Annotated in this window: 12 protein-coding genes; 8 read left to right on the forward strand and 4 right to left on the reverse strand. The window is 72.1% G+C overall.

Translation table 11 applies throughout. The features are described 5' to 3' along the window. The first annotated feature begins 289 nt into the window (after window positions 1-289). On the forward strand, window positions 290-3,052 hold the full coding sequence (locus JO379_RS02530) for a SpoIIE family protein phosphatase (RefSeq protein ID WP_209513574.1): 2,763 nt from the start codon (window positions 290-292) through the stop codon (window positions 3,050-3,052). 43 nt (window positions 3,053-3,095) lie between these two features. Here the strand turns inward: JO379_RS02530 and JO379_RS02535 are convergent, their stop codons facing one another. The 4 genes from JO379_RS02535 to JO379_RS02550 all read right to left on the reverse strand — a co-directional run bounded on the left by JO379_RS02535 (window position 3,096) and on the right by JO379_RS02550 (window position 5,904). Continuing rightward, window positions 3,096-3,584 carry a GNAT family N-acetyltransferase gene (locus tag JO379_RS02535; RefSeq protein ID WP_209513575.1) on the reverse strand — a complete coding sequence of 163 codons (489 nt, stop codon included), beginning with the start codon at window positions 3,582-3,584 and terminating at the stop codon, window positions 3,096-3,098. Between the two features lie 48 nt (window positions 3,585-3,632). Further along, window positions 3,633-4,661 carry a methyltransferase gene (locus JO379_RS02540; protein ID WP_209513576.1) on the reverse strand — a complete coding sequence of 343 codons (1,029 nt, stop codon included), beginning with the start codon at window positions 4,659-4,661 and terminating at the stop codon, window positions 3,633-3,635. A 110-nt stretch (window positions 4,662-4,771) separates the two neighbouring features. Then, entirely contained in the window at window positions 4,772-4,945 is a 174-nt protein-coding gene (rpmF, locus tag JO379_RS02545; protein WP_209513577.1) for a 50S ribosomal protein L32, read from the reverse strand. Window positions 4,946-5,037: 92 nt separating this feature from the next. Beyond that, the gene (locus tag JO379_RS02550; RefSeq protein ID WP_209513578.1) at window positions 5,038-5,904 is read right to left on the reverse strand and encodes a LysR family transcriptional regulator; all 867 of its coding nucleotides are present in this window, start codon (window positions 5,902-5,904) and stop codon (window positions 5,038-5,040) included. A 589-nt stretch (window positions 5,905-6,493) separates the two neighbouring features. Between JO379_RS02550 and JO379_RS02555 the strand changes: the two genes are divergently transcribed. The 7 genes from JO379_RS02555 (at window position 6,494) to panD (ending at window position 12,541) form a co-directional block, all read left to right on the forward strand. Then, a complete protein-coding gene (locus JO379_RS02555; protein WP_209513579.1) occupies window positions 6,494-7,276 on the forward strand; it encodes an alpha/beta fold hydrolase in 783 nt (260 codons plus the stop codon). Further along, window positions 7,273-8,853 carry an amino acid adenylation domain-containing protein gene (locus JO379_RS02560; protein ID WP_209513580.1) on the forward strand — a complete coding sequence of 527 codons (1,581 nt, stop codon included), beginning with the start codon at window positions 7,273-7,275 and terminating at the stop codon, window positions 8,851-8,853. The genes JO379_RS02555 and JO379_RS02560 overlap by 4 nt, the downstream gene beginning before the upstream one ends. Continuing rightward, the gene (locus JO379_RS02565; protein ID WP_209513581.1) at window positions 8,850-9,170 is read left to right on the forward strand and encodes an acyl carrier protein; all 321 of its coding nucleotides are present in this window, start codon (window positions 8,850-8,852) and stop codon (window positions 9,168-9,170) included. The genes JO379_RS02560 and JO379_RS02565 overlap by 4 nt, the downstream gene beginning before the upstream one ends. Further along, complete coding sequence (locus JO379_RS02570) at window positions 9,167-10,327, forward strand: acyl-CoA dehydrogenase family protein (protein WP_307841870.1); 1,161 nt, start codon at window positions 9,167-9,169, stop codon at window positions 10,325-10,327. Before JO379_RS02565 ends, JO379_RS02570 begins: the two co-directional genes overlap by 4 nt. A gap of 14 nt (window positions 10,328-10,341) precedes the next feature. Beyond that, window positions 10,342-11,529 carry an acyl-CoA dehydrogenase family protein gene (locus JO379_RS02575; protein WP_245381348.1) on the forward strand — a complete coding sequence of 396 codons (1,188 nt, stop codon included), beginning with the start codon at window positions 10,342-10,344 and terminating at the stop codon, window positions 11,527-11,529. After that, complete coding sequence (locus JO379_RS02580; RefSeq protein ID WP_209513582.1) at window positions 11,526-12,059, forward strand: flavin reductase family protein; 534 nt, start codon at window positions 11,526-11,528, stop codon at window positions 12,057-12,059. The genes JO379_RS02575 and JO379_RS02580 overlap by 4 nt, the downstream gene beginning before the upstream one ends. A gap of 65 nt (window positions 12,060-12,124) precedes the next feature. Beyond that, complete coding sequence (panD, locus tag JO379_RS02585; protein ID WP_209513583.1) at window positions 12,125-12,541, forward strand: aspartate 1-decarboxylase; 417 nt, start codon at window positions 12,125-12,127, stop codon at window positions 12,539-12,541. The last annotated feature ends 34 nt before the right edge of the window (window positions 12,542-12,575 follow it).

Genomic DNA, 12,575 nt, shown 5'->3' on the forward strand with positions numbered 1-12,575 from the left:
CGCTGTGAGCTTTGCGTACATGTGCACACTCCTCACGTGATCGGGCGAGCATCCGGTGCTTTCGCCGCTTGAGTCTCACCGCGTTGCCACGGGGCGGATAGGGCTGTTTCCGGTCGTGCGCGGGGGGCGGCCTGATCTGCCGGAGGATCTTCGGTCAGCCGGAATCGCCCTTGACGCGCAGACCGCACCACACAAAATGCGCACACGCATTCGATTTCATGAGGCTTCCGCCTTCCCGGCTTCGCGCATATCGTTCGCGTCGCGGAAGGGGGCGGGGTAGACATGGGGTATGGCCCGAATCCGGGGCCGGTCCTGGGGGCTCTCGGGCCGCTGGTTCGCCGGTCGGCGCCCAGGTAGCCGGCGTGAGCGGCGCACGCGCCACGGCTCGCGGGTGCCGTCGGCGCGGCGTCTGTGGGCCGTGGCGGGTTCGCGCAGCGTCGCCGGGCAGATGTTCCTCCTCCAGGTTCTGATCGTGCTGCTGCTCGTGGTGGCCGCGGTGGTCACGCTGCTGCTCCAGGCCCGCAGTGACAGATTCCAGGCGGCCCGCGACCGTTCACTGGCGGCCGCCCAGACGTTCGCCCACTCCCCCGGGCTCGTGGAGACGCTGCGCGGCCCCGATCCCAGTGCGGTGCTCCAGCCGCTGACCGAGGCCGCCCGGATGGAGGGCGGCGTCGACTTCGTCGTCGTGACCGACCGGGACGGCATCCGCTACACCCATCCCAAACCGGAGCTGATCGGCAAGGAGTTCATCGGCACGATCGGGCCGTCGCAGGACGGCGGCGTCACCGTCGAGAGCGTCGACGGGCCGCTCGGCGAAGAGGTGCAGGCGGTGGTCCCGGTGAAGGACTCCCGTGGCACGGTCGTGGGACTGGTGTCGTCCGGGATCAAGGTCAGCGCGGTGAGCAGCGCCTTCGACCGGCAGCTGCCCGTCGTCCTCGGCGCCGGCGGCGCCGGGCTGGCCCTGGCCACCGCCGGCACGGCGCTGGTGAGCAGACGGCTGCGGCGCCAGACCCACGGCCTCGGACCGTCCGAGATGACCCGGATGTACGAGCACCACGACGCGGTGCTGCACGCGGTGCGCGAAGGCGTGGTCATCGTCGGCGGCGACGGGCGCGTCCTGCTCGCCAACGACGAGGCCCGGCGACTGCTCGACCTGCCCCCGGACGTGGAGGGGCGGCACGTCACCTCACTCGGCCTCGACCCCCGGATGGCCGAACTGCTGGTGTCCCGCCGCGTCGCCACCGACGAGGTGCTCCCCGTCGGGGACCTGCTGCTGGCGGTGAACAACCGGCCGACGGACCGTCGCGGAGGCCCGCCCGGCAGCGTGGCCACCCTGCGGGACTCCACCGAGCTGCGCGCGCTGGCGGGGAAGGCCGAGGCCGCGCGCGGCCGGCTGCGGCTGCTGTACGACGCGAGCGTGAGCGTCGGCACGACCCTGGACGTCAAGCGCACCGCGGAGGAGCTCGCCCAGGTGGCCGCTCCCCGCTTCACCGACTACGCCACCGTCGACCTCGCCGAGCCTGTGCTGCGCGGCGAGGAGCCCCGCGCGGGGGTCGGGGGCGAGGCGCCGCAGTTGCGCCGCGTGGCACTCACCGGCACACCGGACGACCATCCGCTGTACCGCGCCGGCGAGCTGATCACGTTCGCCGCGCCGACCCCGCAGGCCACGGGCTTCGTCGGCGGTCACCCCGTGCTCGTGACCGATCTGGCGTCCTCCCCCGACTGGCGCACCCAGGACGCGGAGCGCACCCAGGCGGTCCTGGACTACGGCTTCCACTCGCTCATCACCGTCCCGCTGAAGGCGCGGGGCGTGCTGATGGGGATCGTGAACTTCTGGCGCACACGCGAGAGCGAGCCCTTCGAGGAGGACGACCTGTCGCTGGCCGAGGAGCTGGCGGCCCGCGCGGCGGTCTGCATCGACAACGCACGCCGCTACACCCGCGAGCACGCCATGGCGGTGACCCTTCAGCACAGCCTGCTGCCGCGCGGGCTGCCCGAGCAGAACGCCCTCGACATCGCCTACCGCTATCTGCCCGCCCAGGCCGGCGTCGGCGGTGACTGGTTCGACGTCATCCCGCTGTCCGGCACCCGCGTCGCCCTGGTCGTCGGTGATGTGGTCGGCCACGGGCTGCACGCCGCCGCCACGATGGGCCGGCTGCGCACGGCCGTACAGAATTTCTCGACCCTCGACCTGCCGCCGGACGAACTCCTCGGGCACCTCGACGAACTCGTCGGCCGCATCGACCAGGAGGCGGAGGCCGCCTCGGCGGGCGGGGAGGCCACGATCGCGGGCGCCACCTGTCTGTACGCGATCTACGATCCGGCGTCGGGGACCTGCCAGCTGGCGAGGGCCGGCCATCCCCTGCCCGCGGTCGTCGCCCCCGACGGCACGGTGGACTTCCCCGAGATCCCCGCCGGCCCGCCGCTCGGCCTGGGCGGCCTGCCCTTCGAGGCCGCGGAGCTGCGGTTGCCGGAAGGCAGCAGCCTGGTGCTGTACACCGACGGGCTCATCGAGGACCGCAAGCGGGACATCGACGTCGGCCTGGAGATTCTGCGCACCACGCTGGCGCACCCCGGCCGGACGCCCCAGGACGTCTGCGACGCGGTGATCGGCGCCCTGCTGCCCGCCCGCCAGAGCGACGACATCGCCCTCCTCGTGGCCCGTACCCGGGTCCTGGAGCCCGACCGCGTCGCCGACTGGGAGCTGCCCTCCGACCCCGCGGCCGTCGCCGGCGCCCGCGCCGACGTCACCCGGCAGCTGACGCGGTGGGACCTGGAGGAGACGGTGTTCACCACCGAACTGATCCTCAGCGAACTGATCACCAACGCCATCCGCTACGCCTCCGGACCGATCGGCGTCCGGCTGCTGCACGACCGCACCCTGATCTGCGAGGTCTCCGACACCAGCAGCACCTCGCCGCACCTGCGCTACGCCGCCGCCGAGGACGAGGGCGGCCGCGGCCTGTTCCTCGTCGCCCAGCTCGCCGAACGCTGGGGCACCCGCTACACCCCCGAGGGCAAGGTCATCTGGGCGGAACAGCTCCTGCCCTGACGCCCGCCGCCCGGGGATTTGCGCGGTGTCCCCCGTCCGGGATTCACGCGACGGGGAAGACGAGTTCCGGCCGGTCCCACATCACGGCGGGCGGGTTCGCGGCCCGGGTCCCGACCCACCGGGCCCCCACGCTGCGGTAGAAGCCTTCGGCGGGCGGGTGCGAGACGACGCGGACGTCGGCGAGGCCCGCACCGCGCGCTTCGTCCAGCATGTGCTCGACCAGCAGCCGTCCGATGCCCAGCCCCTGCGCGGCGTCGGCGACGAACATCAGGTCCAGTTCCGGCGGGTCGAGTACGAGGGCGTAGAAGCCGAGCAGCCGGTCGTCGGCGTCCACGGCCAGGAAGACCCGGTGGGTCTCGATGTAGTCGGGACCCACCCGGTATCCGGCGACCATCGGGGCGTACCGGCCGTCGTAGGCCTTCGAGGCGCGTATGAGCCGGGTGAGGCGCTTCGCGTCCCGTGCGGTGGCCCGCGCGACCCGCACGGCCGTACCACGGGCCCCGCGCCCCCCACCCGTAATGCGTGAAGTCATTGGGAGAGTATTACTCACCTCGGCGCACGGCCCGCACCGGCGCGGTCCTCACACGGCGGTGGCCTCCACGATCGACATCGCCGACGGCGTGGGCAGGACGCGGGTCAGCCTCAGGCCCGCCTCGGCCAGCAGCCGCCGGAATTCGTGCTCGCCGCGCTCGCGGCCGTTCAGTGACGTCATCATCAGCACGTCGAGCGTCTTGCCGAGGTCCGGGGCGTTGTCCCGCACGATGACCGCGTCGATGGCGAGGAGGCGGCTGCCCTCCTTCATCGCCGCGCGGCAGGCGCGCAGGATGCGCAGGGCGTCCTCGTCACTCCAGTCGTGGAGGATCCGCTTGAGGAGATAGACATCGGCGCCGTCCGGTACGGACGCGAAGAAGTCCCCGGGCCGGACCTCCCAGCGCCCCGCGAGCGCCGGGTCGTCGAGATGGTGGTGGCGCAGGACCGCTTCCTGGTCGTACAGGACACCGCTGAGACCCGGATTGCGCAGGAGCACCCGGCGCAGCAGACCGCCCCTGCCGCCGCCGATGTCGACGACCGTGCCGGCCGCCGGGAAGGTGCAGGACGCGGCGACGAGGTCGTCCTCACTGGCGGAGAGACCGGCCATGCCGGTGTCGAAGGCTTCGCCGGCCCGGGGTGCGCGCGCGAGGTGGTCGAAGAACGGGGCGCCGAAGATCTCCTCGAAGACGGTGTGCCCCGCGCGGACGGTGTCTTCGAGCCGCCCGGCGGGCCTCCAGAACGTCTCGTCCGTGAGCATGATGACCCCGTCCCGCATCGACGTCGGCGAGTCGGAGCGCAGGAATTCCGCGGCGGGCGTGAGGTGGAAGGCCCCGTCCTTGTCCTCGCGGAACACCTCGCGGGTGGCGAGGAGGCGCAGTGCCCGCTGGAGGTGCCGGGCACTGACGCCGGTGAGGGCGGCGAGCTCCTCGGGGGTGCGCGGACCGTCGGTGAGGTGGTCGGCGATGCCGATGCGCGCCGCCGCGCGGAGCGCCGCGGAGTGGAGATATCCCAGGGCGTACTCGCTGAGCCGGAGCGTGAGGGATTCCTGGTCACCGGGGGCCGGTTGAGTGGCGTCCACGGGGCTGCCTCCTGAATTCCTGTGCCGTATGGGGGAGATGGGGTACCAGCCCCCCACAATGGACGGGAAAAGGCAGGGCCGCCAGGGCGCGTCCCGCGGGCTCCTGCCCCTCAGTTGCCGGGCAGAGGCAGCAGCCCGCGCTCGTAGGCGCGCGCCAGACGCCGGGGTACCCGGTATTCGCGGCCCTCGACGACGATCGGCACGAGCTGCGGGGCGCTCGCTCGCCACTGGGCACGGCGGTGCCGGGTGTTGCTCCGGGACATGCGGCGCTTGGGAACGGCCATCGGTGGGACCTCCTGGGTGGTGACGGTGCGGCGACGCGGCAAAAGCTACATGAAAATGAATCCCATCTCCAAACAGGCGGCGGCCCGACGGCTCATCCGGTCGCTTCACTGAGCAGCTCGGCGGCCGCCCGCCAGGCGTCGTCGGCGAGCCGGGCGGCCTGCGGGTGGGCACCGTGCGAGGGGTAGGCCAGATGCGTGCGGACCGTGGGGGCGCCGCTGAGCGGGACGAACTGCACGGCGGGGTGCGTGAAGCGCCGGGCCGCCGATACCGGGGCGGTGCCCACACCATGGCCGGCCGCCACCTTCTCCAGCCATTCGTCGTAGTTGCGGCACTCGGCACCGACCTCGGGGCGCCCGCCTTCGGGCCACATATGGGGGTAGGTGGTGCCGCTGACCGTGTTGACCACCAGGGGCCAGTGGGCCAGTTCCGCCCAGCTCAGCGCGGCACGGCCGGCCAGCGGCCCGGGGCGGGGGACGGCGGCGACACGCGGCTCCTCGAAGAGGAACACCCCGCGCACCCCCGGCGGCAGGGTCTCGCCGCGCAACAGCCCGAGGTCGACCGTGCCGGTGTCCAGCCCGGCCAGCGGGGTGTCGCAGCGTACGAACTCGACCTCGACGCCGGTCTCGCTCTCGAAGCGCGCGGCCACGGCCGACAACCCGTCGGGCAGTCCCCAGCTGAACCCCAGTCGCAGTCTCTCCTCCTCGCGGATGTCGGCGAGCACGGTGTCGAGTTGCTGCAGGAGCGGGACGAGCGCGTCCCGCAACTCGCGCCCCTTCGCGGTGAGGTCGGTCCTGCGGGTGTTGCGGTCGAAGAGACGGACGCCCAGGAGGTCCTCCAGCGTCCGGATGTTCCGGGTCAGTGTCGGCTGTGCGAGGTGCAGCCGTCTGCTGGCCGCCGTGAAACCGCCTTCCTCTGCGACGACCAGGAAGTTGCGGAGATGACGTAGTTCAACACCCATACGGCCAGAGCATAGGCGATACGGCAAACGTATTTCTCTGATCGATGCGGTCTGCCTAGTGTTATCGATGCACCGGGCGGACGGATTCCCGCACGAAGCGTCGATGACGCATCGTCACCCGCTCCGTCAGGTGTGCGCCAAGAAAGTTGACGGGGGTTGACAGTGCGGACTTTCCCTTGCCTTGCCCATAGGCAATCCATGCAGCAGCCAAGAGTCATTAAAGAAATGACCAACCGGCTCGACCGCGAGCCGTCCGGGCGTCACCAAAGACGGCTCGGGCCAGCCAAGTAGCAGACGGAGCAGGCCAATCCGGCGCGCCCGCGCCCGGCGCCCGACCTCCTCGACCCGCTGCCGGAAATCATGTCAAGGATGTCCGACATGTCATGAGGCGGGCTCGCGACACCTTTATCGGAAGCAATCCTCCCGATTCCTGCCGTGGACACATCGTTTCCTGATGCATCCGTCCGCTGCGGCTCCCCGTATCTCCTTTTACGTTTCCCTCCCGCAGGCGCGCGCACCGTTGTTCCGAGGACCGGTGTGCCGGAGGCTGCGCGCACGGGGCGAACAGATCACTGAGAAGGGTATTGATGTGCCGGTAGTCGACACACAAAGCGGCCCCGTCGAGCATGTATTCCTCGACGGCGACCCGGAATTGCCGCCCCTGGTCTTCCTGCACGGCGGGCTCGGCTGCGTGGCGTCGTGGGGGCGGTTCCCCGCCCGTCTCGCCGCGGCCACCGGCCGTCGCGCGCTGGTGTACTCCCGGCACGGCAGCGGCGGCTCCGGGCCGGCCCGGGGGCCGCGGACCCCGCGCTACATGCACGAGCACGCCCACGAGGTGCTGCCCGAGCTGCTGGACCTGCTCGGGGTGCGCAGCCCGGTTCTCGTCGGGCACAGCGACGGCGGCTCCATCGCGCTGCTGTACGCCTCCGTGCGGCCCGTCGAGGCGGTCGTCGCCATGGGGCCGCACATGTACTTCGAGGACCAGAACCGGCTGGGCATCGAGGCGGCCCGGGCTTCCTACGAGGCCGGTCCGCTGGCCAGGAAGCTGGCGTTGGTGCATGACGACCCGCGCTCGGTCTTCGAGAGCTGGAGCGGGGTGTGGCTCTCCCCGGAGTTCCGCGACTGGAGCATCGAGGACGACCTCGACGTGACCGCGCCCGTCCTCATGATCCAGGGTGACCGGGACGAATACGGCACCCTCGACCAGCTCGACGCCGTCGAACGCGCGGTCTCCGGTGTGGTGCGGCGGCTGGTGCCGGAGGGGTGCGACCACTACCCCCACCTCGTCTGCCCCGGCCTCGTCGCCGACACCACCCGTTCCTTCCTCGCCGAGTACGGACTCGGCGCACGCCCCGTGGAGACGCTCTCGTGACCACCGTGACCGACACCCCGCGGCTGGACGCCCTCCTGGCCCGGTCCGCGGCGGCGCACCCCGGCCGCCCCGCGCTCGTCGCGGGCACCGAGAGCTGGACGTACGCCGAACTGGAGCGCGCTGTCGGGGAGTTGGCGAGCGAACTCGCCGCCGTCGGAGCGGGACCCGGCGTACGGATCGGGGTGTACGCCGCCAAGACCCCGTCGACGGTGATCGCCCTCTACGCCGCGCTGCGCGCGGGTGCCGTCGTCGCCCCCCTCGACATCGCCGATCCCCCGGCCCGTACCGCGCGGATGGCACGCAACGCCGGCCTTTCCCTGCTGCTCACCACCGACCGGTCCCTCACCGCGTGCCGACGGGCCGTCGAGGAGGCGGGCGAGGGGAGCGGCGCCCCCGCCGGGGGGCAGCTGGCGCACGGGCTGAACTGGCTGCGGACAGCCGCCCCGGCGGACCCCGCACCACTGCCCCCGCCCACGGACGGCGGCGGCTACATCCTCTTCACCTCCGGCAGCACCGGCTGGCCCAAGGGCGTGCTGCTCTCGCACACCAACGTCGCGCACTACGCGCTCTGGGCCGCCGGAGAGTTCGGCCTGACCGAGACCGACCGCATCGGCTCACAGGCCGCGCTCACCTTCGACCTCACCACCTTCGACCTCTTCAGCGCGGCGGCGGTGGGCGCCTGCACCGTCCTCATGCCGGACATGCTGCGCGCCTTCCCGCGCGACGTGGTCGGCTGGCTCCACGAACAGCGCGTCACCGCCTTCGTCGCCGTGCCCTCGCTGTACCACGGCATGCTCCAGCAGGGCGGCTTCGCCGAGGCCGTACCGCCGTCGCTGCGGGTGGCCGCCTTCGGTGGCGAACCCTTCGCCCCGCACCTGCTGGAGCGGTACCTGGAGCTCCTGGGCGACGTGCCCTTCTACAACCTCTACGGGCCCACCGAGACCAACGCGTGCACCTACTTCCGCATGCCGGCCGACTGGACCGCGGACCAGGAGCTGACCATCGGCCGGGGCATCGGCGGCGTCACCATCGAGGTGCTCGACGACGAGGGGCGGCCCACCGACGGCGAAGGCGAGATCCACATCGCCGGACCCACCGTCTTCCAGGGCTACCTGCAAGGCGGCGCGCTCCGGGACCCCACGGTCACCGCTGCCTTCCGCGACGGCACCACCCGGCGCGCGTACGCCAGCGGCGACATCGGCCGGATCACCGAAGACGGCCGTGTCTTCCTGCGCGGCCGTCGCGACTCCCAGGTCAAGCGGCGCGGCCACCGCATCGACCTGCTCGACGTCGAGAGCGCCGTGCTGGACCTGCCCCAGGTCGCCACCGCCGCCGTCGTCGCCAAGGACGCCCCGCACGCCGGTGAGATCTGGGCCTACGCCCAGACCGCCGCGACCGAGCGGGACGTGCTGGCGGAGCTGCGCGCGGTCCTGCCCCAGCGCATGCTGCCCGACCGGGTGATCCCCGTCGCGGCCCTGCCCACCCTCACCAGCGGCAAGGTCGACCGCCGCGCCCTCAGCGGCGATGCCGCCGCCCCGACCGTCACACCCGCCACCACCGAGAAGAGCCTGATATGACCACCGCGAACCCCGCCGTGTCCCCTGTTTCGCCCGCCTCCCGGGACATGAACAGCGTCGACGACCTCTGCGTTCTCATCAGCAGCAAGATCACCTGGGGCCGGGGCGAGACGCCCGCACGGCTCGCCCCCGACACCCCGCTCCTCGAACAGGGCCTGCTGGACTCGCTGGCCATCATGGAGATCGTCGCCGCGCTGGACAAGGAGGCCGGGATCGCGCTGCCCGACACCGAGATCGTGGCGGCCAACTTCCGCACCCCCCAGGCCCTCTGGTCCGCCGTCGAGGACCACCGGGCCACCGGTGGAGCGCGCGCGTGAGCGCCCCCGCCGACCTCCTGCTGCGCACCGGAGCGAGGGCGGCCGAGGAGGTCGTCGACACCTACCGCGAACTGGCCGGGCCGGTCGTGGAGAAGGTGCGCGAGGCGGACTTCCGTACGCAGTGGCAGGCGATGGCCGACCTCGGTGTGCTGCGCCTCGCGGGGGCCGACGACACCGACCCCGGGCCGGTCACCCGCTCCCTGGCCATGATCGAGGGCATCGGGCTGGCCGGCGCCGACCCGGGCATCTGCTACGCCCTGGCCTCCCAGGTGTTCGGCATGCAGTTCCCGCTGCGTGCCGCCCTCCCCGAGGACGCGTGGCGGGCGATCGCGGACGTGCAGGACGGCGGCACGCTCCTGTGCCACGCGCTCACCGAGCGCTCGGGCGGCAGCGACCCCTTCTCGATGCGGACGCGCGCCCGGCGCGAGGGCGATGTCTTCGTCCTCGACGGCGCGAAGACATTCATCACGGCCGCGCCGGTCGCCGACCGGGCCATCGTCTTCGCCCGCACCGGCGAGGGCCGCTCGCCGTTCGCCCTGTCGGCCTTCCTCTTCCCGCTCGACCTCCCGGGCGTGGTGCGGGCCGAGTCCTTCACCAAGACGGCACTGCCGAGCGTTCCCATGGGCGAGCTGGTCTTCGAGGGCGCCCGGCTGCCCGCCGGTTCCCTGATCGGCGACGAGGGGTCGGGGCTGGCGGTGATGTCCTCGACCACCGCCTGGGAGCGGGCCGTCATCCTCGGCTACGCCCTCGGCCCCATGCGCCGCACCCTGCGGGGCATCGTCGAATGGGCCTCCGATCGTGAACACTTCGGGCGCCGGATGGGGGCGAGCCATCAAGTGGCCGCCCGCGTCAGCGAGATGGCGCTCGCCCTGCACCGCTCCCGTGTGCAGCTGTACGCGATGGCCGCCCTGCTGGACGCGGGTACCCCCGCACGGCAGCTGGCGGCGGAGGCGGCCCTGACCAAGATCTCCGTCTCCGAGGACTATGTGCGCCTCACCGAGCACGCCACCGCGCTGTCGGGCGTACGTGCCTTCATCGCCGACTCCGAACTCCCCGCCGACCTGCACAGCCCGATGGCCGCACTGACCTACGCGGGCCCCAACGACCTGCTGCGGGTGGGTATCGCCCGTCAATTCGGCCTCCCGGTCGAGAACTGACCCGAAGGACATCGATGACGCTGCCGACACACATGGACGACATCCTCAAGCTCGCCGAGGAGACCGGCGCGGCCCTCGCGCCACTGGCCGCCGGGGTGGACGCCGGACTGACCGACGGCCAGGAGACCTATCGCATCCTGCGCGAAGCCGGGCTGCTCGGTCTGCTCCTGCCCCGTGAGGCCGGCGGCGCGGGCCTCGGGTACGGCGGGTACTCCCGCGTCCTGGCCGTACTGGGCGCCCACAACGGCGCCGCCGCGCTCGGCTTCAACATGCACAACGTCGTGATGGGGGCGCTCGCCGACGCGGCGGCCACTCCCCTGCCGCCCGCCGCCGACCGGTTCCGGACCTGGATGAACGACCAGGTGGTCCGCGGCCGCAAGCTGTTCGCGTCCGCCACCTCGGAAGCCGGCCGCGGCGCCAAACTCCGTGAGGTGCGCACCAGTTACACCCTGAGCGAGGACCGCGAGACCTACGTCATCACCGGGGAGAAGTCCTTCGTCTCCCTGGCGCGCATCGCCGACTACTACGTCGTGGCAGCCCGCGCCGAGGGGACCGAGGGCAGCAGCGAGGTCTCGCACTTCGTCGTCGCCGCCGACGACCCGGGGATCACTTTCGGCCCGGTGCACAGCATGTCCGCGATGAACGGCACCAGCACCGCCACGATGACCCTCGACCACGTGCCCGTGCCGCGCTCCCGGCTCTATCTCGGCGTCGAGGGCATGTCGCTGTTCAAGCTCGTCCGCGAACCGCACTGGATGATCGCCGGATACACCGGCGCCTATCTGGGCATCGCCGAGGCCGTCTACCGCTGCGCCGCCGACTACGTGGCCGCCTCCGACGCACGCGCCGCGTCCCCGGTGCTCCAGCAGGACCTGGGCCGGATGTCCGCCCGGCTGCGGGCCGCCCGGGCGCTGGTGCACGAGGCGGGTGATCTCGTCGACGCCGAACGCGGCAGCATGGAGGCCAACGCCATGGTGCACGCCGCCAAATACATCGTCGGCGAGGTGGGCCCCGAGCTCGCCCACGACGCCCTGCGGATCTGCGGCTCGGCGGCGGTCAGCCGCTCCCGGCCGCTGGAACGGCTCATCCGCGAGGTGTCGTTTTCCTCCGTCATGCCCGCCAAGCCGCACGAGTGCCTGGAGTACCTCGGCAAGGCGGCGGTCGGGGTCAACCTCTACGACGCGCGGGCCTTCGCGTGGTGAGCCCCCTCGCGGGCACCGCCGCCCCCGTGACCCCGGACGCCTTCCGCGCCGTGATGGGTGCCCACCCCGGCGGTGTCTCCGTCGTCACCACGGCGGACGAGTCCGGGCAGCCCTACGGCTTCGCGTGCACGGCCGTGTGCTCGGTGTCCCTCGATCCCCCGCTGCTGCTGGTCTGCGCGTCGAACACCGGCAGCACCCTGCCCGTCCTCGCCGCGCGGGGCGCCTTCGTCGTCAACTTCCTGCACGGCCCCGGGCAGCGGGCGGCGGAGGCCTTCGCGAGCCGCACCGCCGGCCGCTTCTCCCGCGTCCCCTGGGAGCCCGCCCCCGCGACGGGGCTGCCGGCCCTGCACGAGGACTCCCACGCCCTCGCCGAGTGCCGCGTCGAACGGCTCGTACCCGCCGGTGACCACACCGTCGTGATCGGCGAGGTGCTGCGGACGGAGGTCGCCGAAGACGCGGCCGCCTCCGGGGGGAGCGCCACGGCGCCGCTGCTGTACGGCATGCGCCGGTACGTCACCTGGCCCGTCTGAACGACCTTCGGTCCCCCGTCACCACCCCTGAATCACCACTCCGGACAAGGAAAGTCGAGTTCCCCATGGACCGCACCCTCATGAAGTCGAAGATCCACCGCGCCACCGTCACCCAGGCCGACCTGCACTACGTCGGTTCGCTGACGATCGCGTCGGACCTCATGGCGGCCGCCGATCTGCTGCCGGGCGAGAAGGTGGACATCGTCGACATCGACAACGGCTCCCGGCTGTCCACCTATGTCATCGAGGGGCCGAGCGGCTCCGGTGTCATCGGCATCAACGGCGCCGCGGCACGGCTGATCAGCCCCGGTGACCGCGTCATCATCATCGCCTACGCCGCCATGAAGGACGAGGAGGCCCGCTCCTTCGTACCCAGCGTCGTCTTCGTCGACGAGCACAACGCCGTCGTCGAACTCGGCGGCGACCCGGCCGCCGTCCCCGCGGACTCCGGACTCCAGCGCGGCGACCTCGTCGCCGGCTGACCCACGGCGCGAAACACCTACGAAACCCGCGACG

Source organism: Streptomyces syringium (assembly GCF_017876625.1).
In the GTDB taxonomy this organism is placed as follows: Bacteria; Actinomycetota; Actinomycetes; order Streptomycetales; family Streptomycetaceae; genus Streptomyces; species Streptomyces syringius.